Source organism: Candidatus Galacturonatibacter soehngenii (genome assembly GCF_008830185.1).
Lineage (GTDB): Bacteria > Bacillota > Clostridia > Lachnospirales > Lachnospiraceae > Lachnotalea > Lachnotalea soehngenii.
On record NZ_WAGX01000007.1, the window covers coordinates 397,016 to 421,100 of the forward strand.

24 protein-coding genes are annotated in these 24,085 nt (G+C 35.4%); 21 read left to right on the plus strand and 3 right to left on the minus strand.

The window, feature by feature from the left end; genetic code table 11:
• The first annotated feature begins 15 nt into the window (after positions 1-15).
• From F7O84_RS16585 to F7O84_RS16610, 6 genes are read left to right on the plus strand one after another with little or no spacing between them, the layout of a single operon-like run.
• Complete coding sequence (locus F7O84_RS16585; RefSeq protein ID WP_151147843.1) at positions 16-1,725, plus strand: menaquinone biosynthesis decarboxylase; 1,710 nt, start codon at positions 16-18, stop codon at positions 1,723-1,725.
• The gene (locus F7O84_RS16590; protein ID WP_207708067.1) at positions 1,703-2,584 is read left to right on the plus strand and encodes a 4-hydroxybenzoate octaprenyltransferase; all 882 of its coding nucleotides are present in this window, start codon (positions 1,703-1,705) and stop codon (positions 2,582-2,584) included. The genes F7O84_RS16585 and F7O84_RS16590 overlap by 23 nt, the downstream gene beginning before the upstream one ends.
• A gap of 30 nt (positions 2,585-2,614) precedes the next feature.
• Complete coding sequence (locus F7O84_RS16595; RefSeq protein ID WP_151147846.1) at positions 2,615-3,202, plus strand: UbiX family flavin prenyltransferase; 588 nt, start codon at positions 2,615-2,617, stop codon at positions 3,200-3,202.
• Positions 3,192-4,136: an ABC transporter substrate-binding protein gene (locus F7O84_RS16600; RefSeq protein ID WP_192451802.1), complete on the plus strand. Its 945-nt coding sequence runs from the start codon at positions 3,192-3,194 to the stop codon at positions 4,134-4,136. Before F7O84_RS16595 ends, F7O84_RS16600 begins: the two co-directional genes overlap by 11 nt.
• A 12-nt stretch (positions 4,137-4,148) precedes the next feature.
• A complete protein-coding gene (locus tag F7O84_RS16605) occupies positions 4,149-4,913 on the plus strand; it encodes an ABC transporter ATP-binding protein (protein ID WP_192451803.1) in 765 nt (254 codons plus the stop codon).
• A 3-nt stretch (positions 4,914-4,916) separates the two neighbouring features.
• Positions 4,917-5,660 carry an ABC transporter permease gene (locus F7O84_RS16610; protein ID WP_151147854.1) on the plus strand — a complete coding sequence of 248 codons (744 nt, stop codon included), beginning with the start codon at positions 4,917-4,919 and terminating at the stop codon, positions 5,658-5,660.
• A gap of 48 nt (positions 5,661-5,708) precedes the next feature.
• Here the strand turns inward: F7O84_RS16610 and F7O84_RS16615 are convergent, their stop codons facing one another.
• A complete protein-coding gene (locus tag F7O84_RS16615) occupies positions 5,709-7,253 on the minus strand; it encodes a ClC family H(+)/Cl(-) exchange transporter (protein ID WP_151147856.1) in 1,545 nt (514 codons plus the stop codon).
• Between the two features lie 237 nt (positions 7,254-7,490).
• Between F7O84_RS16615 and F7O84_RS16620 the strand changes: the two genes are divergently transcribed.
• The 12 genes from F7O84_RS16620 to F7O84_RS16675 all read left to right on the plus strand — a co-directional run bounded on the left by F7O84_RS16620 (position 7,491) and on the right by F7O84_RS16675 (position 19,166).
• Complete coding sequence (locus tag F7O84_RS16620) at positions 7,491-7,949, plus strand: spore coat protein CotJB (RefSeq protein WP_151148120.1); 459 nt, start codon at positions 7,491-7,493, stop codon at positions 7,947-7,949.
• The gene (locus F7O84_RS16625; protein ID WP_151147858.1) at positions 7,950-8,567 is read left to right on the plus strand and encodes a manganese catalase family protein; all 618 of its coding nucleotides are present in this window, start codon (positions 7,950-7,952) and stop codon (positions 8,565-8,567) included. It begins immediately after the preceding gene.
• 196 nt (positions 8,568-8,763) lie between these two features.
• The gene (locus F7O84_RS16630) at positions 8,764-9,324 is read left to right on the plus strand and encodes a hypothetical protein (protein WP_151147861.1); all 561 of its coding nucleotides are present in this window, start codon (positions 8,764-8,766) and stop codon (positions 9,322-9,324) included.
• Positions 9,325-9,344: 20 nt separating this feature from the next.
• Positions 9,345-9,566, plus strand: coding sequence for a (2Fe-2S)-binding protein (locus F7O84_RS16635; protein ID WP_151147863.1), 222 nt, complete (start codon positions 9,345-9,347; stop codon positions 9,564-9,566).
• 149 nt (positions 9,567-9,715) lie between these two features.
• The gene (locus F7O84_RS16640) at positions 9,716-10,153 is read left to right on the plus strand and encodes a MarR family winged helix-turn-helix transcriptional regulator (RefSeq protein ID WP_192451804.1); all 438 of its coding nucleotides are present in this window, start codon (positions 9,716-9,718) and stop codon (positions 10,151-10,153) included.
• Positions 10,150-10,422 (plus strand): transporter suffix domain-containing protein, encoded by a 273-nt coding sequence (locus tag F7O84_RS16645; RefSeq protein ID WP_151147869.1) that lies wholly within the window; start codon positions 10,150-10,152, stop codon positions 10,420-10,422. Before F7O84_RS16640 ends, F7O84_RS16645 begins: the two co-directional genes overlap by 4 nt.
• 1 nt (position 10,423) lies before the next feature.
• Entirely contained in the window at positions 10,424-11,182 is a 759-nt protein-coding gene (locus F7O84_RS16650; protein ID WP_151147871.1) for an EFR1 family ferrodoxin, read from the plus strand.
• Between the two features lie 148 nt (positions 11,183-11,330).
• The gene (locus tag F7O84_RS16655; protein WP_151147873.1) at positions 11,331-12,032 is read left to right on the plus strand and encodes a response regulator transcription factor; all 702 of its coding nucleotides are present in this window, start codon (positions 11,331-11,333) and stop codon (positions 12,030-12,032) included.
• Positions 12,029-13,252, plus strand: a complete 1,224-nt coding sequence (locus F7O84_RS16660; RefSeq protein ID WP_151147875.1) for a sensor histidine kinase — start codon at positions 12,029-12,031, stop codon at positions 13,250-13,252. The genes F7O84_RS16655 and F7O84_RS16660 overlap by 4 nt, the downstream gene beginning before the upstream one ends.
• Before the next feature lie 70 nt (positions 13,253-13,322).
• A complete protein-coding gene (locus tag F7O84_RS16665; RefSeq protein WP_151147877.1) occupies positions 13,323-14,018 on the plus strand; it encodes an ABC transporter ATP-binding protein in 696 nt (231 codons plus the stop codon).
• Positions 14,002-16,359, plus strand: coding sequence for an ABC transporter permease (locus tag F7O84_RS16670; RefSeq protein WP_151147879.1), 2,358 nt, complete (start codon positions 14,002-14,004; stop codon positions 16,357-16,359). The genes F7O84_RS16665 and F7O84_RS16670 overlap by 17 nt, the downstream gene beginning before the upstream one ends.
• A 140-nt stretch (positions 16,360-16,499) precedes the next feature.
• Positions 16,500-19,166: a MerR family transcriptional regulator gene (locus F7O84_RS16675; RefSeq protein WP_151147881.1), complete on the plus strand. Its 2,667-nt coding sequence runs from the start codon at positions 16,500-16,502 to the stop codon at positions 19,164-19,166.
• An 81-nt stretch (positions 19,167-19,247) separates the two neighbouring features.
• Here F7O84_RS16675 and F7O84_RS16680 read toward each other — a convergent pair whose 3' ends face one another.
• Positions 19,248-19,952, minus strand: a complete 705-nt coding sequence (locus F7O84_RS16680) for a formate/nitrite transporter family protein (RefSeq protein ID WP_151147883.1) — start codon at positions 19,950-19,952, stop codon at positions 19,248-19,250.
• A 359-nt stretch (positions 19,953-20,311) separates the two neighbouring features.
• On the opposite strand from F7O84_RS16680, the gene F7O84_RS16685 reads away from it, so the two are divergent.
• Positions 20,312-21,727: a family 4 glycosyl hydrolase gene (locus F7O84_RS16685; RefSeq protein ID WP_151147885.1), complete on the plus strand. Its 1,416-nt coding sequence runs from the start codon at positions 20,312-20,314 to the stop codon at positions 21,725-21,727.
• 26 nt (positions 21,728-21,753) lie between these two features.
• On the opposite strand, the gene F7O84_RS16690 is transcribed toward F7O84_RS16685, so the two are convergent.
• Positions 21,754-22,617 carry an AraC family transcriptional regulator gene (locus F7O84_RS16690; protein ID WP_192451806.1) on the minus strand — a complete coding sequence of 288 codons (864 nt, stop codon included), beginning with the start codon at positions 22,615-22,617 and terminating at the stop codon, positions 21,754-21,756.
• A 280-nt stretch (positions 22,618-22,897) separates the two neighbouring features.
• Between F7O84_RS16690 and F7O84_RS16695 the strand changes: the two genes are divergently transcribed.
• Positions 22,898-23,509: a hypothetical protein gene (locus F7O84_RS16695; RefSeq protein WP_192451807.1), complete on the plus strand. Its 612-nt coding sequence runs from the start codon at positions 22,898-22,900 to the stop codon at positions 23,507-23,509.
• 3 nt (positions 23,510-23,512) lie between these two features.
• Positions 23,513-24,070 (plus strand): hemerythrin domain-containing protein, encoded by a 558-nt coding sequence (locus tag F7O84_RS16700; RefSeq protein ID WP_151147888.1) that lies wholly within the window; start codon positions 23,513-23,515, stop codon positions 24,068-24,070.
• Positions 24,071-24,085 lie beyond the last annotated feature (15 nt).

Genomic DNA, 24,085 nt, shown 5'->3' on the forward strand with positions numbered 1-24,085 from the left:
AAAGAGAGGTGCCCTATGGCATATCGTGATTTGCAAAGCTTTCTAAAGAAATTGGAAGCGAATGGAGAATTAAAGAAAATTAAAATACAGGTTTCACCAGAACTTGAAATGACTGAAATAGCGGATCGTGTGAGTAAAGCGCACGGTCCTGCTTTGTTGTTTCAAGATGTAACAGACTCAAACTATCCTGTGGTGATGAATGCCATGGGAAGCTATAAACGTATGAGCATGGCGCTAGGCGTAGAGAATTTAGATGATATAGGAGAAGAGATACAAGCTTATCTTAATCTTGAAAATTATCTTTCGATTCGTGGATTATGCAAAAGCATACCAAGACTACTTCGTCTTGTACATGTATTTCCAATAAAAGTACCAGGAAGAGGGGCTTGTCAGGAAGTGATAGAACATAATCCTGATTTGTCTACACTACCCGTTTTAAAATGCTGGCCAAAGGATGCAGGACGTTTTTTTACCTTACCACTTGTTTTTACAAAAGAGGCAGACAGTAAAAAACAAAATGTTGGAATGTATCGCATGCAAATACTTGATAAAACAAGTACAGGGATGCATTGGCATAAGCATAAGGATGGTTCGAATATCTATGAATCCTATGCGAAAAAGGGACTTAAAATGCCAGTATCAGTCGCACTTGGATGTGATCCTGCTATTACCTATGCCGCAACGGCTCCACTACCCAAAGAAATAGATGAGATGATGCTAGCTGGTTGGCTTAGAAAGTCAAATGTTAAGATGGTAAAATGTGTGACCAATGACATTTATGTACCCGCGAATGCAGAATTTGTACTTGAAGGCTATGTCGATCCAAGTGAAGAATTGGTTTGGGAAGGGCCATTTGGAGATCATACAGGGTATTATTCACTGGCAGATTACTATCCACGCTTTCATGTGACTTGTATCACTCATAAAAAGAATGCTATTTATCCAGCAACAGTAGTAGGAAAACCTCCTATGGAGGACTGTTATATGGCAAAAGCAACAGAGCGAATTTTCCTTCCTATACTTCGCATGCAAATTCCTGAGCTAGTCGATCTGAATCTTCCCTTAGAAGGAGTATTTCATAATTGCGCCATTCTATCCATTAAAAATCGTTATCCTGGAGCAGCACGAAAGGTAATGAATGCAGTGTGGGGAATGGGACAGATGATGTACACTAAATTGATTCTAATAGTGGACGAGTCTGTTGATGTACAAAACTTATCCAGTGTAAAAGATGCAGTACTTAAAAATATCAGTGGAGCAGATAGCTTATTCTTTTGCCAAGGGCCTTTAGATGCACTTGATCACTCTTCAGCAAAGGCATTGTATGGATGCCGTCTTGGTGTGGATGCGACAAGTCAAAGTAAAATGAAGGAAGAGGGAGTAACCGACACGTTTGCAGTTATAACCATTGACAAGAAGGAAAATTATCAAGGAAGAAATGCCATAGAAGAATATATGAACCATCATGAAGATAAGTTTGTAATCTGTGTAGATGCAAGTGTAGATCCAAAGGATATGTCAACGGTAATGTGGAAAGTATTTAATAACATTGATGCCCAAAGAGATATTATAATACAGGGGTATAAAATTGGGATTGATGCGACCAAAAAGTTTACAGGAGAAGGAATCACCCGTGAATGGCCAGATGATATCACCATGACAGAGGATGTTAAACAGGCAGTAGAGGAAAGGTGGAGTAAATATGGAATTGATGAAGTTCTTTAAAAGGGTCATTAATAAAATAAAAGCGTATGGAAAATTGGTGATGTTTTCTCATACAATATTTTCCTTTAGCTTTGCACTAGTATCCATGGTTCTTGCAGCAAACGGACTTCCAAAACTTTCTATCTTAGTATGGATTTTGGTTTGCTTTATGGGAGCTAGAACAGGCGCCAATGCAATTAATCGTGTGATTGATGCTAAAATAGATGCTAAGAATCCCAGAACAGCAAACAGACAATTACCAAAAGGAGAAATGAAAGCAGGAGAAGTAATTGCTTTTACTGCTATTTGTTTTCTATTTATGCTTTTTGGCGCATATCGGTTAAATTGGCTTTGTTTTGCACTTTCACCAATTGCACTTTTTTTACTAATTATTTATTCCTATTGTAAGCGCTTTACGTATTTTTGTCACTTAGTCTTAGGAGTTACCTGCGCTTGTGCGCCCGTTGGGGCATGGCTTGCAGTAACAGGAAAATTCGAATTTATCCCTTTAGTAATGGGTGCGGCTAATACTTTGTGGGTTGCGGGCTTTGATATCATATATGGTTGTCAAGATTATGACTTTGATACAGAGAATGGATTACATTCTGTACCAGTGCGATTTGGAGTAAAAGGAGCTTTATTCATTGCTAAGCTCTTTCACATCATAACCTTATTTTGTCTGGTTCTAATTGGATTTTTAGTACCTGAATTTGGCCCAATCTACTATACAGGAGTAGCAGTGATAGCTGCCTTATTTGTCGCAGAATATCGTATGGTTTCACCCACCAATCTAACAAATGTTAATATTGCCTCCTATAGTGTAAATCAGCTGGTAAGCTTGTCTTTGCTATGCTTTGGATTATTGGACGCTTTTATATAGTAGAATATGGCTTTTAGAAAGGTGATGGAAATGAGAAAAATTATAGTTGGACTGACAGGAGCAAGTGGTAGCTTGTATTTTGTACATCTGATAAAGCAACTGTCATTGCAAGAAATAAAACTACACGTAATAGCATCAAAGCTTGGAGAAGAAGTATTAACTTATGAAACGGGTCTAATTCTTCAGGAATTTATAAAAGATATGAGTAAAAATAAAGCAGAGATTACTCTAGAGAAGAATGACAATTTGTTCTCCGCTTGTGCAAGTGGTTCAAGCCGATTTGATGCAATGGTTATCATACCTTGTTCTATGTCAACCATAGGAAAACTTGCGCATGGAATAACAGAGTCTTTGCTTACAAGAGCAGCCGATGTTATGTTAAAAGAAAGAAGAAGGCTAGTCCTTGTACCAAGGGAAACTCCTTTTTCTACCATACACTTACAGAATTTAACTAACCTATCAAAGCATGGAGCCATCATTCTACCAGCCATGCCAGGATTTTACACAAAGCCTCAAAGCATGGAGGAGCTAATTGATTTTATGGTAGGAAAGACGCTTGATTGCTTAGAAATAGAGAATAAATGTTATGAAAGATGGGAAGGTATCAATGAAAAATAAAATTATTATAAGTATGATTATCGCAGTTACATTAGTTATGTTTGGAGGATGTGCCAAAAAAGAAAATACCGCTTCTAATACGCAAAAGCAAGTGATACGCTTTGGGATGATGTCATCAACAGACGTAATTCCTCTTGTGATTATGAATGAAAATAAGATTTCTGATAAATATAACTTTGAACTTGATCTACAGGTGTTTACCTCAGCAAAAGATCGAGATGCAGCCTTTCAGGCAGGAGAGTTAGACGGAGTAATAACCGATTATATTGGTATTTGCATGTACCAAAATGCAGGCTTTGATGTAAAGATTACAGGTATCACAGACGGTGATTATATCTTGATGGCTGGTAAACATACAGGAATTACAGATATCAGTCAGATAAAGGGAAAGAGCATTGCCATTTCAGAAAATACCTTGATTGAATACACTTTGGATACCATTTTGAAGAAAAACGGCTTAGAAGAGGCGGATGTAGTAAAAGAAGTAGTACCTCGCATTCCAGACCGTTTGGAACTACTTCGTAATGAACAAATTGATTTAGGACTTATGCCAGAACCATTTGCAACCCTTGCACTTTCTGAGGATGCCGTTTTGCTATCAACTGCGAATGAATGTGGACTTTATCCTGCTGTTTCTGCATTTTCAATTGGAGCATTAGAAGAAAAGAAAGAGGCAATTCAAAACTTTTACAAAGCATACAACGAGGCTGTTACTTATTTGAATCAGACAGACATCTCAGAGTACGAGCAAACTGTCATTAAAGCGGTTGGATATCCAGAAGAAATGGCTGGAACCATTGAGGTTAAACCATTTCGTACCAGTACACTTCCTTTAGAAGAAGACGTGTTAGATGCGATAGGCTGGGCGAGTAGTAAAGGCTTATGTAAACCTGATCTTTCCTATGAACAAGTAACTTACGATGTAACAAAGTAACAGGAGATGAAAATGCTTTCAATCGATTGTATAGATGTAAGCTATAAGAATAAAAGAAATGAAATATCTGTATTAAAAGATTTTTCATTAGAACTTTCCAAGGGGGAAATTCTTACGATATTAGGGCCATCTGGTTGTGGAAAGTCTACTTTGATACAAGTGTTATCTGGAATGCACCCTTTTACAAATGGAAGTATCAATATGACAACAAATGAAACGTCATTACCGCTTAGTACCAAACAACATAATATAGCGGTAATGCCGCAAAACTGTGGTTTACTTCCATGGAAAACAGTACGTGAAAACTGTCTTTTACCTCTTAAGCTTCGAAAGATTCCCCTTGACATAGCGAGGGAAAAAGAGTTAAAAGAACTATGTTCCTCCTTAAAGGTGGAAGATTTACTAGAGCGTTTTCCCAAAAAACTAAGCGGAGGACAGGTTCAAAGAGTGGCTTTAGTCAGAGCGTTTTTACAAGAACCAGACTTATTATTAATGGATGAGCCGTTTTCATCCTTAGATGCTATTACAAAGGCAGATGCCTGGGAACTTTTCTTAAAGGTATTTGAAAAAAAGAGTCCTACCACCATATTGGTTACGCATAGCATTGAAGAAGCGATGTATCTTGGAAAAGAGATTATAGTACTTGGAACAAAAGGAAAACAGCTTGCACGGTTTTTAAATCCATACTTTGGTAAAAACCAAATGGAAGAAAAGGATTATTTCCTTTTAAAAAGCAACCTTCATTCTTTGTTAAAGCAAACGCAGGGAAAGGAGTAGGCTATGAAAAAATTATTACAACAACTGTATCTTTTTATCCAAGGCTTTCTTTTGATTCATCTGTTTTGGTATTTTTGTTATTTGTTTCTAAAAACTACGGTTATTCCAAGCCCTATATTGGTTTATCAAAACTTTAGTAAGGTAGTCGAGAGTCAAATTTTTTTGCATATTTTATATAGCTTAAAAAGAATTGCAGTTGGTGTGTTTTTGTCACTTTTAGTAGGTATTCCTTTAGGAATCCTTATGGGATACTCAAAGAAAGCAAATAAAATATTATATCCACTTGTGTATTTTAGTTATCCAATTCCAAAGACGGCGCTACTTCCAATCGCGATGCTTTTATGGGGGATGCGTGATGGATCTAAGATTGTAATTATTTTCTTAATTATTGTATTTCAAGTAATTATCGCTGTAAGAGATAGCGTAAAAAATATTGATTCCTCTCTTTATCTGGTAACGATAAGTGCAGGAGCTTCCAAAATAGAAATTGTTCGCCACGTTACATTGCCAGCTATTCTACCAGAGTTATTGACCAGTCTTCGGGTTTCAATTGGAACTGCGGTTTCTGTTTTGTTTTTTGTAGAAGGATATGGGACAAGATATGGCATGGGCTATTATATCGTGGATGCATGGTCGAGAATTGATTATATCGGCATGTATCAAGGTATAATAATTATATCAATTGTTGGTTTTATTCTTTTTGCATCAATGGATTTATTGGCAGAGAAACTTTGTGTGTGGAAGTAAGTATGGAAGTAAGTAGAATAAAAAAGTGTCTGCAAAAAGGACACTTTTTTATTTATGGCATAAGGAACTAAGGTTATGACTGAGTTCAATGTATCGCTGTTCTGACGTAAGTATGATAAGATAATCACCGTGAAGTACTTGCGTGTTTCCATTTGGTACAAATTCTTTTTCTCCGCGTTTTAATCCAACCACCAAAGTGCCAGTCGGCCACTGAATATCCATAATTTTAAGTCCATCAATTTTACTTCCAAGCTCAACTGGTATCTCTACAATCGCTCCCGTTTCTTGTTGCTTAAACTGCTCTTTATTTTCTAAAGTAAGTCGGTCTAGCAGTACTTCATAGATGGGTGAAATTTTTAATACATCTGATGTAAGTAAGGCAACTAATGAAACAGCCGCTACAGGAAATAGGTGTACCAAAGAGCCTGTCATTTCCGCCATCAAAAGAATACTGGTAATTGGAGCCTTAACAGATGATGACATGGTTCCTGCCATTGCGCAAACACAAAAAACAACAACATAAGAAGAAGGAAGCCCAACAATCATAACTGACTTACCGATTATGCATCCTGTAAGTGCACCAATGGATAGAATAGGCATAAAAATTCCACCTGGGATTCCACTTCCGAAACATAAACAGGTAAACAGCAGTTTGGTAACGAATAGAATAATAAGTAAAATAAAACTAGTATCGGCTCTTTCTGATAATTCAATTAAGCTTTGACCACCACCAAGAATTTGAGGAATAAGTAAGCCACAAGGCAAGGCAATTAATAAGGCGAGAGTTGGACGTAAACAGGCAGGTATTTTGTTATAAAATAACGAAATCCCAAGTAATCCTTTGTTTGTGATTGAGCCAACAAAACCAGATAGAATCCCAAGTGGTAGTAACCAAATGTAATATTGAATTGGTAGCTGAGGTATTTTTAAAAAACTAAAAACTGGTTTTAAGCCAAAAAAATACTTCGAGGTAACATCAGCAACCAAGGCTGATGTTGTTGCGGCGATTAATATATTAGGTGAAAAGGATCTGTGAACTTCTTCCAATGCAAATATTATACCAGATAAAGGAGCATTGAAAGCTGCAGAAAGTCCTGCAGAAGCACCTGCCGTAATTAAATAGTTTTTTTCGAGTTTATTACGACTTAACACTCCAGTTACTGTTTGACTTCCACAGGCACCAATTTGTATGGAAGGGCCTTCTCTTCCAAGAGAAACTCCAAAGAAGGAAGTTATGATACCAGCTACAAAACGAACAAAAAGGATAGTATACCACTTCATTTTCATTCCAAATAGAATAATTCCTTCCACTTGTGGAATACCACTTCCTTTTGCATAAGGTTCTAGCCTAATTAATTGGTGAATAAGAAAACCTACAATAGCGATTAGGAATAGCCATGGTAGGATATAGGTAGGATGATGTCTTAAAAAAGCGTATGCTTTTTTTGCAATTTCAGTTCCGTATTCAATTCCATATCGATAAATGGTTACTAAGATACCTGAAATAAAACCAATTATAATTCCTTTATAGACAACCTTCCATTTTAATTGATTTAAGTCTGAAAGTAGCTTTGATGTTCTAGAGTTTGACATTTTATGCCTCCGATAAATCATATTATAAGTATAACTAATATCGTTATCTTAATGTTTCGCTTCTTATTATTATAGCATAAAATGCGTTTACTCAATGTTTTTTAGAAAAACAATTGTATTAATTCAAGTCATTTCCAAAGTAGAAACTGTTTTTTTGCTAATACTAAAAATGTAACCTTTTATCGAAATAACTCGAATTTGATTACAAAAATAGTATTTACAAGAAAGGAGATTTTTATGTCGGGAAATCATTTAGCAATTTCAAATGTGCCTATCCAACAATGGGGTGAATTGTATTCGCAAGAAGAAGCGTTAAATATTGGTACAATATTTCATGATTTAAACATGCCTTTTTTTGCCACTGAATCTGTCTTAGGTACCACGAATCCGATTGCGAGTAATGTGGTTGATACCAATGTATCAAATGAACAAGCACAAAGAGAACAATTACTGACAAAAATCAATCAGGTCAGTTTTTTTCTCGATGACTTAACTCTTTATTTAGACACGCATGAAACAGACACACAGGCCCTTAAACTATTTCATGAAAAATCTTTAGAGTGTGCAGAGTTAAGAAAACAGTTTGCGGAGGAATTTTATCCATTAACGAAGCTATGTGTCCCAATGCGGGGAACTGGTGAAGCTAGTTTTTGTTTACAGGATGGTCCAATTCCTTGGGAAGGAGCGTGTGTATAAATGTGGATTTATGAAAAACGTCTACAATATCCAGTCAAAATTAATAAAACTTGTCCAAAGACAGCAAAATTGATTATCAGCCAATATGGTGGGCCAGACGGAGAATTATCGGCTTCTATGAGATATCTGTCGCAACGCTACACCATGCCAGTCAAAGAAGTTGGAGGTCTTCTTACCGATATTGGTACAGAAGAATTGGCGCATATGGAGATTATATGTGCAATGGTGTACCAGCTAACTAAAAATTTGACTATTGAACAAGCAAAGACGGAAGGATTTGATGCTTATTATATCGATCATACCACCGCTCTTTGGCCACAAGCAGCGGCAGGATTACCATTTACAGCAATTGAATTTCAGTCAAAAGGAGATGCCATTACAGATTTAACAGAGGATTTGGCAGCAGAGCAAAAAGCAAGAACGGTGTATGATAACTTGCTTCGTATGATTCCAGATCCAGAAGTTAGAGAACCACTTAAATTCCTTCGAGCAAGAGAAGTTGTTCATTTTCAGCGATTTGGAGAGGCGCTTGAAAAGACGAAGGATAAGTTAGATAGTAAGAATTTTTATTATTTTAATCCAGAGTTTGATAAAGATATGTTCCATGGTAAATTATAACAAGTCTAAAAAATTCATTTTTCTATCTTAAAGTAGTCACCCATAAGGTAAGATAAGAACTCTTATTTTTATGGGTGACGATTCATTTATTTATTGCGAAAAGAATCCAAACTATAGTAATATAAAATAGAATAGTACATAATTTGCAATCGTAAATAACTGACTTTACATACATTTGATAAATCAAGGTGATTAGATGAAAAAAGATAGTTTTATAGAGGATTATTGTCCATATTGTAAAAGGCATTGTTCACTCAATAATCCTCATTGCAATAAGGGGAAAAACCTAGCTAAGAAAAAGAGTGAATTAAAAAAGAAGGAAAATAAAAAGGATAAATTTGAAAATAAGAAAAAAGTAGGCCCCGCTGTGAGCGATGAGAAGTTATTATTCTTATTTTTGCAATGTTTAAACTATATAGAACCAAAGAAAGGGAGGAAAAAGAGAAAAAAGAGATATCGTATCATATCTTTATTATTGGAAAAGGGTTATATGACAAAAGAGGAATTAAAAGAAAAGACTGCATATGATGAAAAAGAGTTGGATAAAATATTGCATAAAATGAAAAAAAAGGGGTATATCAACTGGGAACAAGAAGAGTTAAGTGATAAGATATCAATTACAGATAGTGCTTTGTTGTCATGGCAATTAAAGCAAAGTAAACAAGATAACGTAAGCTTTTTGGGATTAGACCAAGGGGAAAAAGAATACTTAGAGAAGTTATTGAGTAAGCTATATACAAGCTGGAAACAAAATTAGAGGAAAGGAAGAAAGAAACAATGAGTGATATAAATCAAGATATAATAGACAAACATACCAAAGTTTGCATCTGCAAGGCAATCAATAAAAGTACGATGAAAAAGACAATTGCAGGCGGTGCTGATACGTTAGAGAAAGTTCAAAAAGCAACTGGTGCAGGAAGTGGTAGCTGTGGTGGTAGACGCTGTACTCCAAGGATTATAGAGCTTTTGGAGGAATTCCATAATCAAAAGGAAGAATAAACTAAATTATCTGAGACGACAGAAAGTACATCTGTCGTCTTTTTCTTGGAGTAAAATGACAGTGCCGATTGACAAAGACTTTAGTTTATGATATAAAATGGTTAAATAAATTTAATTAAATTATTTTAACAAATGAAAGAAGGTACATGATGGAAGAAAAATTCTCGATACTAATTAACTTATTATGGGAAAGATGCATAAAGAATTTAAATAATATCCTAACGGAAGACGAAGCCAATAAATTTTCCAACAATGATTATTATTATCTTCTAGTGATTCAGTCTTTACAAAAGCCCAATTTATCATTGATAGCGGAAAAATTATCCTTAACAAAGCCAGCTGTTTCAGTCATTGTAAGAAAGCTGATGAATATGAATCTGATTACTAAAGTTCAATCCGTTGAGGATAAGAGAGTGTTTATTGTTGAACTGACTGAAAAAGGAAGTAATATTTTAAGCGGTGATCGATCCATCTATAAATGGGTTACAGATAACATGGCAGATATTGTTGATAAGGAGGAGGATCTAAAGATAATCGAGAAAATAATCTTTGGACTTGTTGAACGATTGGAGGGAATGAACGAATGAAATGTATCAATTTTGATATGAAATTAAGCAGAAGTATTGCCATAGGTCTTATCATTTTATCCTTTGTACTTTATGCAATTATGCCATTTAATGTATGTTTGCCATTTTCTACATGCATTATAGTTGGTATTACTGGCTCTATGATGGTTCTAAGTGAAATTGTTTTTTGGATAGGAAGTCTTATGATTGGCAAAGAAGTAGCTACAAAATTTCGTAAAAAATTTAACATTTGTAATTTTATGAATAAAATAAAAAAGAAGGGGGATTAGAATGATTTTTTATTTTAGTGGTACGGGTAATTCTAGCCATGTAGCAAAAAGTATTGCAAGCATAACAGATGACAAGCTTATATCTATCTCCAAAGATTTGATAGAAGCAAAGGAAAGATATCAAATGGATGAAGGAGAGAATCTAGGTTTTGTTTTTCCTGTATATTGGTATAGCCTTCCAAGCATAGTAGAAAAGTTTCTTAAGCAGTTAAACATAGAAGGGTATCAAAATCAGTACGTGTATGCGATAGCAACCTATGGATTTGCTGGAGGAAATGTAATGAAACAATTAACTGGTATCTTAAAAGAACATAAGATACCGTTAAAAGGGAAATTCGGTGTAAAAATGGTTGATAATTATGTTGTTGGGTATTCTTTGGCAAACAGGAAAAAGCAAGAAATAATAAAAAAAGAAGCAAATGTAATGATAGAGGAGATTGGAAGAATCATTACAAAGAAAACACAAGCAGAAATGATACATAAGGGCAAGCTTGCTTTTGTATCCCCATTAACAGGATATGCCTATAAAAATGCAAAGCATACCCATAAATTTTATACTACAAAGGATTGTAATAGCTGTGGGCTATGCGAAAAAAACTGTCCTTGTAATGTGATACATTTGGTGGATGGAAAACCAAGCTGGGAGGGGGATTGTACATTCTGCTTAAGATGCCTTCATAGCTGTAACAAGACTGCGATACAGTATGGAAAGGCTACCTTAAAAAGAGAAAGATATACATACTCCTTGCCAATTAAGTAACTACTTATCTTTTGACTAGATATACAAACTTGTACATTTTGAAAAAAAGAAATATAATAAGAGCATTCCAGTTACTAGCTTATTATTGGGATTATAAAAAAATAAATCTCTTCACAGGAATACCTGAATAAGAAAAGGAAGATGAATAATGAATAACAAAATTTTACTTTTAGAAGATGATATTAGTTTAGTGGATGGATTGAAATACTCCTTAGAACGTAACGGCTTTGACGTTGATATAGCCCGTACCATTAAAGAAGCAATGAGTCTTATACCTAAAATCAGCACATATGACTTGTTAATTCTTGATGTAACTTTGCCAGATGGGACGGGATTTGAAGTCTGTGAAAAAGTGAGGAAACAAGGTAAGGAGATTCCTATTATATTTCTAACAGCTTCGGATGAAGAAGTAAATATCATTCGAGGGTTAGATAGTGGTGGAGATGATTATGTGACAAAGCCATTTAAACTAGGAGAACTATGCTCTAGAATTCGGGCTTTACTGCGTCGAACTAGCATATCAAATCCGAATCATAACACCGTTATTGAGTGTGGCGATGTTTCAATCGATCTTTTGGGAAGCCGTGTACAATTGCAAGGAAGAACACTTGAGTTAACAAGTGCAGAATATCGTCTACTATGCTTATTAGTAAGGAATGCTAACAAAGTAACAACGAGAAGTAGTATCTTAAATGAGCTATGGGATAGCATCGGCGACTATGTCGATGATAATACACTTTCCGTCTATGTACGGCGGCTTCGGGAAAAAGTTGAAGAGGATGCGTCTAACCCGAAGCATTTAATAACCATTCGTGGATTCGGATATCAATGGAATGAGGTATCGATATGAATTTCTTTGACGATAAACAGGTCAGATATTTTAGTGTTTTTCTTTTCTCTTTTTCTTTGCTGATTTTTCTTTCAGGTATGGGATTACATGTAATACAAAAAAAAGCAATACAGAATTTATTCTTATCACATGATAGTGCTGTCGTGACTTCTCTTTTTGAGCAGGGTGTATCAAAAGATGTGATTGCCAAAGCAATTACGAATACCTCTATTAGCCAAGAGGGAAGCAATTTGCTTGATAGTATTGGTATAACAGAGCATACTTCTATAAGATTTCTTCCTTTTCTTGCAAAGTTTCAGCGTATTTCAGTATACTACATGCTTTTGATAGGTGTATTTCTATCATTATTACTTTTGAGTGGGGCGTTTATTTTCATATGGAAAAGGGAGCAACTTTATCGGCAAGCTGCAAAGGTAATTACATGTTTTACGAAAGGCGATTTCTCCTGCCACATGCCTCAAGTAAGTGAGGGTACAATTTATTGCCTCTTTGCATCAATCGACCGACTTGCTACAATACTTCAGTCAAAAAATGAAGCCAGTCAGAAAACGAAGGAGTTCTTAAAAAGTACAATATCAGATATATCACATCAGTTAAAAACTCCACTTGCTGCGCTTACAATGTATCATGAAATTATTTCTGATGAGCCAGAGCATGTTGAAACTGTAATAGAATATTCAAAAAAGACAGGTTTGGCCTTAAAACGTATGGAGCAACTGATTCAAGCTATGCTTAAAATTACACGTTTGGATGCAGGTAGCATTGTCTTTGAAAAGGAAAGTTGTCATGTAGTAGAATTGATTGCAAGATCCACTCGTGAATTAACTACACGGGCTTTAAGTGAAGGAAAAAAAATCATAATAGAGGATTTAGCGGATGAAACAATTATCTGCGATATGCAATGGACGTGCGAAGCCATTGGAAATATTGTAAAAAATGCTTTGGATCATACAGACAGGGGAGGAGAAGTCCGCATCTCTTGGGAAAAAACACCAGCGATGCTTCGAATCTTGATATCGGATAATGGGAAAGGAATTCATCCTGAGGATTTGCATCATGTCTTTAAGCGTTTTTATCGTAGTAAAGGATCTTCGGATACGCAGGGAGTAGGGCTTGGACTGTCACTGACAAAATCCATTGTTGAAGGACAAGGTGGAAGTATTTGCGTACAAAGTACCTTGCATGAGGGAGCTTTATTTACTCTTTCCTTCCTTACATAATTGTAAGCTTTGATTCACCTGTTTGTAAGGTACATCTGTTATTCTTTACGTGAAGGGAGGTACTTAAATAATGGAAATTCTAAAGGTACAACATTTGTCTAAAACTTATGGAAACGGTGAAAATCAAGTAAATGCCCTAAAGGATGTTTCGTTTACATTAGAACAGGGAGAGTTTGCGGCTGTAGTTGGAGAATCTGGTTCGGGGAAAAGTACGCTATTAAATTGTATCGGAGCCTTGGATACACCAACCCTAGGAAACATCTATATTGATGGAAACGATTTGTTTTCTATGAAAGAGGAGCAACGCACTATTTTTAGGAGGCGTAATATTGGCTTTGTGTTTCAGTCTTTTCAGTTAGTTGCTGAGTTAAGCGTAGAACAAAATATCATGTTTCCAATTCTATTGGATTACAGACAGCCAGAGCAATCGGCGGTCAATGAGATTTTAGAAGTGCTAGGGCTAACAGATCGCCGTCACCACTTGCCAAGCCAATTATCGGGTGGACAGCAACAGCGTGTTGCAATTGGGCGCGCACTTATTACAAGGCCTAAATTAATACTAGCAGATGAACCGACGGGTAATCTAGACAGTAAAAACAGTCAAGATGTAATAGATTTACTGGTTAAGGCATCGCGCCACTACCAACAGACCATTTTAATGATTACGCATAATAATAATTTGACCACTTTTGTAGACCGTGTACTTCGTGTTTCGGACGGTGTGCTGACGAATTTGGGAGGGGAAGTAAATGAAAAGTTATCTTGACTTAGTTCCCATCTCTTTAAAAGTTCATAAGAGACAAAGTAGAATGTCTGTATTTTGTATCGTATTGGCAGTGTTTTTGGTTACCGCAATTTTTGGAATGGCAGATATGTTTATACGAAGTCAGATTCTCCAAGCCCGTATGGAGGATGGAAATTGGCATGTAGCAATGAGAGATATCAGTAACGAAGAGGCAAATCTTATTTCTGTACGTCCAGAAATAACGGCTTTTTCTTGGTATGGTGTTCTTAACTTTAGAGGAGATCAAGGTTATACGTTATCGGGTAAGAATGTGGGCATTTTTGGAACGGATAAAGACTTTATTACGAAAATCCAATCAAAAGAGATACAAGAGGGGGCTTTTCCTCAAAATGATAATGAGGCATTAATAACTGAAAACGCAAAAACAATGCTTGGGTTACAAATCGGTGATCAGATATCAGTAGATACGCCTGATAGAACAAGTCTTACCTATACAATTTCTGGCTTTATAAAGAATGTATCTAAAACAATGAGAGAAGATTCCTATGCTCTATGTTTGACAACCAAGGAATTTCGCTCCATTTATCCTGGAGTTACAAATGGAGAACCTGCCGATTACAACAGTATCTTTTATGTGCAGTTTTCATCCCAATGTAATATACAAAATACAATCAATGATATAAAGTTAAAGTTTGGATTATCAGATCAACAAGTTTCAGAAAACACGAAGCTTTTGGGCTTACTTGGTCAAAGTGGAAATTCTTTTATGCTTCAAATATATGGAGTTGCTGCAATTTTGTTTCTAATGGTTTTACTGGCGGGCATTATGATGATTACAAGTAGTCTAAACAGTAATGTCGCTTCGCGTACTGAATTTTTTGGTATGATGCGCTGTATTGGTGCAACTCCTAAGCAGATTATGCGATACGTTAGAAAGGAAGCTCTTACTTGGTGCAAATTTGCAATTTTAATAGGAATCTCAATCGGAATTGTTGTAATTTGGATTTTGTGTGCTTTATTACGTTTTTTAAGTCCTGAATACTTTATGGGGATGCCGATCTTTGGAATAAGTCTGCCAAGTATCATAGCTGGTATTGTAGTAGGCATCTTGACCGTTTTGCTTGCTGCTCGTTCTCCTGCAAAAAAAGCAGCCAAGGTTTCTGCGTTAGTAGCCGTATCAGGAAATGCAAATTCCATGCAGCCTGTCCGAAAAGCCGCTAATACTACATTACTTAAAATAGATACCGCCCTTGGTTTTCATCATGCAAAAGCAAGCAAAAAGAATTTTATTTTGATGGTAGGTTCTTTTTCCCTAAGTATTATACTTTTTCTTTCTTTTTCAGTCACGATTGATTTTATGAACCATACGCTTACACCTTTAAAGCCGTGGACACCAGATATATCCATTGTAAGTACTGATAACACTTGTTCTATTAGCAACGACTTGTTACAACAATTTGTGGAAAATCCAGTTGTAAAACAAGCATATGGACGAATGTTTGCTTATGGCGTGCCAATTACGGTAAACGGGGAAGAAAAGAAAGTTGATTTGATTTCTTATGAGGAAAAGCAATTCGAGTGGTCAAAGGACTATTTGCTAGAGGGTTCTTTGGATACAGTTCAAACAGAAAACAACACAGCACTGATTGTTTTTGAACAACAAAATACAATAAAAGTGGGAGATAGCGTCACGTTACACACGAAGAATTCTTCTGATATAAAAATTGTTGGTTCTCTTTCTTCCAGCCCTTTTAACAATGCCTATGATGTTGGAACCATTATTTGCTCGGAAGCGACCTTTCGAAAACTAACAGGTGAATCAGATTATACAATTATAGACTTGCAGTTATCAAAGAATGCGAGTGATGCTGACGTTGATGCAATTCATAGATTGGTTGGTACAAAGGTTACCTTTTCGGATGTGCGCTTAGGCAATCGTAGCGTAAAAGGTTCTTATTACTCCTTTGGATTGTTTATCTATGGCTTTATGGCATTGATTGCCTTGATTACTATATTTAATATCGTAAATAGCATTGCAATGAGCGTTGCAGCTCGTATGAAACAGTATGGTACATTTCGAGCTATTGGTTTAAGCAATCGTCAGCTAATAAAAATGATTATTGCAGAAGCTTGCACCTATGCAATTTGTGGAAGCATATGCGGTGTTGTTGTTGGCTTATTACTGAATAAATTTTTGTATGCAAAGCTTATCACCTTTCACTGGGGTGAACAATGGAATATTCCTTTTATAGAAATTACTATTATAATAGCAATTGTCTTTTTATCTGTTGTCCTAGCGGTAAAAGGCCCTGTAAAACAAATTCGTAAATTGTCTATTGTAGATAACATCAGTGCACAATAATCATGACTTAAAATGGCTCGCTTAAGCAGGGCCTTTTTTAGTGTTCAAAATGCATATGTCTTTTCGTTTTATTTCTTTTATTGACTTTGACGTTAGGTCAAGTGATATAATCATAGTATCATTAAGAGAGGGAGTTATATATGGAGCTGGTGAAAATTACGGAGCTAACGAATCAACTAGATATATCATCTAGAACATTACGTTACTACGAACAAATCGGTCTCATTCAAAGTGAGCGTCTGCAATTTGAAAAGTATCGATTTTACGATGCGTACAATATTGAGCGAATCAAGCAGATTCTTATACTTCGAAAAATGCAGATTTCGATTAAAGAGATTATAAAAATCTATGAAAGCAAAGATATGACTGCACTTGTAAATAGCTTTGTTGCCCGTATTGAAGCCATAGAAAATGAAATAGAAGCTTTAAGTGAATTAAAGCAGGTGATTCATCGATTTATGGATGCCATGCTAGAAAACGGAATCAAGCATATTTCTGCCTTGCCTTTGTTATACGAAACAATGGAAAAACAGATGGAAAGTATAAAGGATGAGGACAACTCTAAGGAAATAAGCTATGAGAGATTACTAGCACTAACGGAGCAAGTATCAGCACCTATCGATTTAAATATAGTGGATTTACCACCAATGAGGGTTATAACATCACAGCTTAAGGACACGTTAGAATCAGAGGTAGAGGGGTTTTGGGAATATCTTCTAACAAGGAAAATTTTGATTGGAACACCAGGAAGTCGCTGTCTTTTTGAATATCAAACTGAAAATGGAAGTCATGTAATGATGCAAAGAGTTGACTATGATTTGGTGAATGAAAGTCCATATGTAGATTATGAATTTGTTGGAGGTCTTTTTGCAGTAGGAAGCGTTTATGTAGATGATGACCTTGCCCTTTTTCATAATAAAATGATTCAAAGCTTTGATGATAATTCCAATTATGAAGTGGACTATCGACAAGATGGTCTCTTAAGACATGAAACTCTTGCCGAATCTGTTATTTCGATAGATAGCCAGCGAGAAAAACTAAACATATATGTTCCAGTAAAAAGACGTCTGCCACGTGCAAAGCATGATGATGGTATCAAGCAGATTTTTCATATCGAGCCTAGCGAAATCGAAAAAGCAAATCCTATATTAAAGGAATATAAGATTCCTTTAACAGAAATTACGCCGATTTATCATCCCGATTATAAAGTACTAGAAACGAATGAGGCAGAGTTTGTATGTTGGATTACGGCTCGCAGACTTTCTACTAATGTTTCTGTTAGGTTGCCGTTTCGTGTAGACATTGAATTTAAGGTGGACAAAGAAAGTGAACGTTTTGGATATGGCAGTGATGAAGGTAGTATTCGGTTTTACCATGGTAATCATATGTATGGGATTAATATGGAAAATAAAGCGGATGCCAGATTATCAAAAGAAGCCATATGTTTTGACCAGCCTCTTTTAGGAAATCACGTTATGTATCCTTACCTTGGTAAAATTAATTATAATGAATATAATACGTTATCTTGGATTGTAGGAGAAAAGCATTTCGCTATTATAATTAACGAGGAAGTTAGATACTGTGGAGTAAATTTTTCTTATATGAATGCAGACCTTTATCTTCAAAAACCAGAAACCATTGTAATTGGCTCGGATGGACAAGGGAAAAAGTATTTTCGTTCCATTAAAGTATCACAATTAAAAACAACGCCAAAAAGAATAATTAAAAGGGGAGAACTTACTATGGCAACAAAACAAAGCAATAATTTATTACCTGTGATTCATAGGGTGATAACACCTCATTATGGAGAAAATTACTGGTTCAACGGATGTGCAAAATACGTTATGGAATGCCTTGGGGAAACGGATTATGATTATCATTTTTTTGCAGGTCTGACAGGAGATAGTTTTGCACAAGTCTATTCCTATGACCATTTTCGAGGGGATGGTGCTACGGATTATTTTCTTAGTGAGAGAAATGATACAAATTTTATTGAAGAGATATTTGCAATGTGTGGATATGCTAGCACCTTTGTGACTTGGAATCAATTACATAATAATAAAGAGATGTATTTGCAAACCTTAATTGCATACATTGACAAGAAAATACCTGTTATTTTTAATTACTGGGGAAACAATCCAAGAGATAAATGGGGTTGGGGTGTCTTTGTTGGGTATAAAGATTATGGAAAAACCCTATTGTATATGACGTCTGATATAGAAAAACCAGAAGAGATAGAATGTGATGATTTATTTGCCAACGCACCAATGCCAGGGCAGGAAGCATGTAATGGATGGATTTTTGTAGGTGAAAAGAGAAAATCCATAGAGCTTTCAGAGATTTATCGAAAGCGTATTTTGACTCTTTCCAACCTTTTGAAGATAAAAACAAGAGGATATTGTTTTGGAGCGGAGGCGTTTAACGCTTGGGCAGCAGATATTGAGCAAGGAAAATATGATCACGTAAAACCAGAAGAGTTTGATGACTGGCCAATGCATACCATATATGTTTGTAATCTTGCAACGAACAGCAGTTGCTGTCATGAATTCTTAGAACGAGCACGAAAGCTTAATCCAGATTTGGAATTCATCAATGACATTCATGAATTGTATGATAGAATGCGTCATATGTGGAACGAAGAGAATGGTAAAGATTTGGAGGCAATAGGCGGAGGATTTAATATTACCTTAGAGGCATTGCAAAATAAGAAGAAACGAAGTAGGATTGTAGAAAAGCTTCGTGAGTTTGCAAGGACAACTGATAGGATTGTGGAAATATTAGAGGAAGGGATCAAAGAAAGTAATTAAAATGATATAGTCACCTACAAAAATCCCAAAGAAGTTTATTATCGTAAAAAACTTCTTTGGGATTTTTTATTATTTATAGTATTAATGACTCATGATACCTTCTTCGTGAAATGCTTTTAATGCACATGGAATCAATGCGCCTCCAACTAAATTACCGATTGAAATAACAATTATGTAAAGAAATGCCTTAGCACTCCAAGCACCAGCCATGGTAAAATAAAACATATCTGCTACACTATGTTCATAGCCCGATAAAATAAATACCATAATTGGAAGGATTAAAGCGAGATGTTTTCCAACGCTGTCTTTTATTGATTGGAAACCGACTACCGCGATGCACATCATAATACCACACATGATTGACATAATGAAAGTGCTAAAGAGAGTATCCGATAGCTTTAAAGCGACTACTTCAACGGTATGCTCTACAATCTTTGCCTGTTTTGTGTGCCTAAATATTAAACCAGTTGTTCCAGTTCCTACAAAATTCCCAATCCAAACAATTAGTACAGTGAATAGGTAAGATGGCTTTTCTAATGGAACATAGCATATTTTACCAGTATATAAATTAAGGCCAAAAGAATAAATGGTGAATAGCCCTATTGAAAATAAAAATGCCCCAGCGATATGATTTTCAAGAGTAAGATAAATGATTCCTCCAGTACTAATCGCAACACCAGCCATGATTGCTTTGACAAATGTTTTCATTTTACATAACTTCCTTTTCTTTGTTTTCTTACATAATCCATGATGATTCACTTTGATATTACATATTATGCAATGCATAACTAACCGATATTATACCACAGTGAATACAAAATACAAGAATATAACGATATTTTTCATTTTATTTTTTAGTACAATCAAATAAAGCGAGGGTTGATTTTAAAAGGTTAAATGATTCTAATGAGAGTAATTATGGACAAGGGGTTGCATTAACAAATTTAATCATGCAAAAGTCTATAGCATGCAAGGAATAAAGTAAAAAAGTCAATATCGTATTAAAATAAGATTAATTACACCAAAAATGGCTGAAATTAGCAGAGTTATTGACTCTTAGGAAGGCATATTATATAGTTACCTCACACGGTACCAGTGGAAAGAAACAATAGGCAGTTCATTGATTACAACAGTGGAGGAAAAGTATGATATATAATAACAAGAAGGTAAAGGATGTTAACATTGCTTATATCGGAGGCGGGTCTAGAGGTTGGGCGCGGTCTTTTATGACAGATTTGGCATTAGAGCCTGATATGAGCGGAACAATCCGCTTATACGACATAGACCATGAAGCGGCAAAAGCAAACGAAATCATTGGAAATAAGATTTCTAATATGGAAGGTGTAGTAGGAAAATGGAATTATACGACAGTGGATTCGTTGCAAGATGCATTGACAGACATTGACTTTATTATTATCTCAATATTACCTGGAACTTTTGACGAAATGGACTCTGATGTTCACTATCCAGAGCGTTATGGAATCTATCAGTCGGTAGGAGATACCGCAGGCCCAGGGGGAATGATTCGTGCCCTTCGTACCATTCCAATGTTTGTAGAGATTGCAAATGCAGTGAAAGAATATGCGCCAAAAGCATGGGTTATAAATTATACAAATCCAATGACGCTTTGTGTAAAGACTTTGTATCATGTATTTCCACAGATAAAAGCCTTCGGGTGTTGCCATGAAGTATTTGGTACACAAAAGGTATTAAAAACGATTTGTGAAGAAAAGCTTGGTATCAAGGATATCCCAAGAAATGAAATTAACGTTAATGTACTAGGAATCAATCACTTTACGTGGTTTGACAGTGCTTCTTATCAAGGACTTGATTTGTTTCCAATGTACCTTGAATATGTAGAAGAAAATTATGAAAATGGACTGGATGAAAAGGATGCAAACTGGCTTAATTACATGTTTGCATGTAAACATAGAGTGAAATTTGATTTATTCAAGCGATATGGTCTCATTGCGGCAGCAGGAGATCGACATTTAGCAGAGTTTATGCCAGGGGATGAATATTTAAAGAACCCTAAAACCGTAGAAGATTGGGAATTTGGACTTACAACGGTAGAATGGAGAAAGAAGGATTTACAGACTCGACTGGAGAAAAGCAAAAAACTAGTAGAAGGAGAAGAACTGGTAGAGTTAAAGGCATCAGGAGAAGAAGGAATTTTATTAATCAAAGCATTGTGCGGACTTAAACGAGTGGTTAGTAATGTAAATATACCAAACTCTTGCAGTCAGATTAACAATCTTTCTAATTCAGTTGTAGTTGAGACAAATGCTTTGTTTGAGAGAGACGCAATCAGACCGATATATGCTGGAAGTATCCCACAAGATGTACTTGAACTAATAAAGCCACATGTAGAAAATCATGAGCTTATATTAGAGGCAGCTCTTACTTGTAACATTGACTTAGTGAAGCAAGCTTTCTTAAATGATCCATTGATAAAGGGCAGAGTCAATGAAAAACAGGTAAAAGAAATGGTAAATACTATGATTCAAAATACCCTTCAGTATTTACCAAAGGGTTGGAAAAGTCAGATAAGTAACGAGTGATAGTATTGGTTAATGTATCGGTGATTTTAATAACCAGTGTCATTTCTATATTTTTTTCTATGTTTTAAAGGAGTCATTTCCGTATATTTTTTAAAAATACGTTCAAAGTAGGAGGCGGTTTCAAATCCTACTTTTTTTGCGATAGTATGGACAGAGTCATCGGATTCTTCCAACAATTTCTTTGCTTGTGTTACTCTGCAAATATGCAGATATTCATTTACAGTAAAACCAGTTACTTCTTTAAAAATACGACTTAGATAGGACTTGTTAATATATTGAGAATCTGCAATGTTATCTAGAGATAGTTTTTTATCATAGTTACTTTTAATATAGCTGGCAGCTTGGTTGACTCGATTGTGCTTTTCTGATTTGACGGGTATACCACGGCTGATTGGACCATTTGAATGTGCAATTCGATCTGCTATTAGAATAATTTCCATTAGATACATAGACACCAGAAAAAAAGAGTGCGAATCTTTGTTCTTTAACTCTTTATAAATACTTAATAATAAATACTGTACCTGTTTTTGAAGGTCTTTTGTTAGCGCAATTACACCATAAAAGTTTTGAAAGAAGGATTGAATATGAAAGTCAGATAAGGAAGCTACCTTTGCGATTACACTTTCAGGAAATCCTAATACGATGCGGTCGTGATAGGGATTTTCATAGATAGCTGTTTTATGAACTTGATTTTTATTAATGACAACAAGAGATCCTTCATCAACAAAATAAGTTTCATTTTCGATAAAGTAGTAACGCTGTCCCTTGATTAGATAATATAGTTCATACTCACTATGAAAATGCTTCGTATCCATAGAATAGTCATGATCTCTTATAACACGATCTATGGATAGTTGCTGTCTGGATTCCATAAAAACTACTTTTTCCATCCTATTATTCTCACTCTCCTTAAACTTCATGTAGTACAATTTTAGCATTGAAACAATACAAACGCAAGAAGGTGGTTGTGTTGCTATTGAATAAGTTGCATTGAAAAAAGCAAAAAAATAGCAACGATGTCACAATTGTTACGGAATAATAAATGCTATCATGATAAGATTACTTTAAATGAAACAATTAATCAATTCATCGTATTAGGATAAATAAAAGAAATGGAAAACTGATACAATGAGAACAGGGTTAAAATATTTAGATTTAAAGGAGAAGATTATGAGCGCATTTTTAGGACCAATACATTTTTGGCTTTACAACAAGATTCAGTTACAGGAGGAACTTATTCAAAATATTTTAGAGGCTTCCCAAAAAAACAACTGGGATGAATCGTTACAAGAAAAAGTGGACACTACCTGTGGAGAGGCGCAAAGACGTCCTCTTGAGGAAGTTATCGATGAAAGTAACATTCATGGCTGGCTACAATATCACATCTCAATTTCAGAAAGAAGATTGGCATATGTTGTAACAAGTTTAATCAAAGAAGATGCATCAAGATTAGAAGCATTAAAAGAAGTTGCTTATTCCTTTGGTACCAACCATCCAGTGGGAGAAGGAATCGGAGCGGATGAAGCATTTAAAGCGTTAAATGATAGCCTTTTAGATGGAATGCCTTGTGATAGAGTAAATGAGCCAATGGAACAAAGCAAAGAAATCGCACAGTGGAGACAAACTCAGTGTATTCATCAGGAATACTGGGATGAAGTAGAAGGAGATATTTCAGTATATTATGTACTTCGTTCACAGATAATAAAGGGAATGCTATCAAAGAGTAATCTTGTTTATGAAGAAAAAGAGCATGGAGTTCGAGCAATCAAACAGGAGGTATAACATATGTACAGTGTAGACATAATGGTTATGGAGCATGATAACATATTAAGGTTAATTCATGTCGTAAAAAAGGTATGTTGCCAGTTGATAGAAGGGGCAAAAGTTAATGATGAAGATTTTCGTAAGATGATTGAATTTATTAGAAAGTACGCTGACAAGCACCACCACGGCAAAGAAGAAGAAATCCTATTTGCTGAAATGACCAATCATTTAGGAGCTATGGGAACAAAGCTGATTCAGCATGGTATGTTAGTAGAACATGATTTAGGAAGAAGATTTATTATGGATTTAGAGACAGCTCTCAATCAATATAAAGAAAATCCAAATGTAAATGATAAGCTTGAGATTGTTGCCAATGCCGTAGGATATGCAAATCTATTGATTCGACATATTGAAAAAGAGAATCAGGTTATTTATCCTTTTGCTCAAAGAAGTTTAGAAAGTAGTATCTTAGAGTCAGTGGATGAGAGAGTAAAAGTATTTGAAGAAGATGCGACGACTCAAAAAGTGCAGGATAAGTATCTGGAAATTCTAAAAGAATTAGAAGAAAAATATAATTAAGTTGCTTTGCCAAAT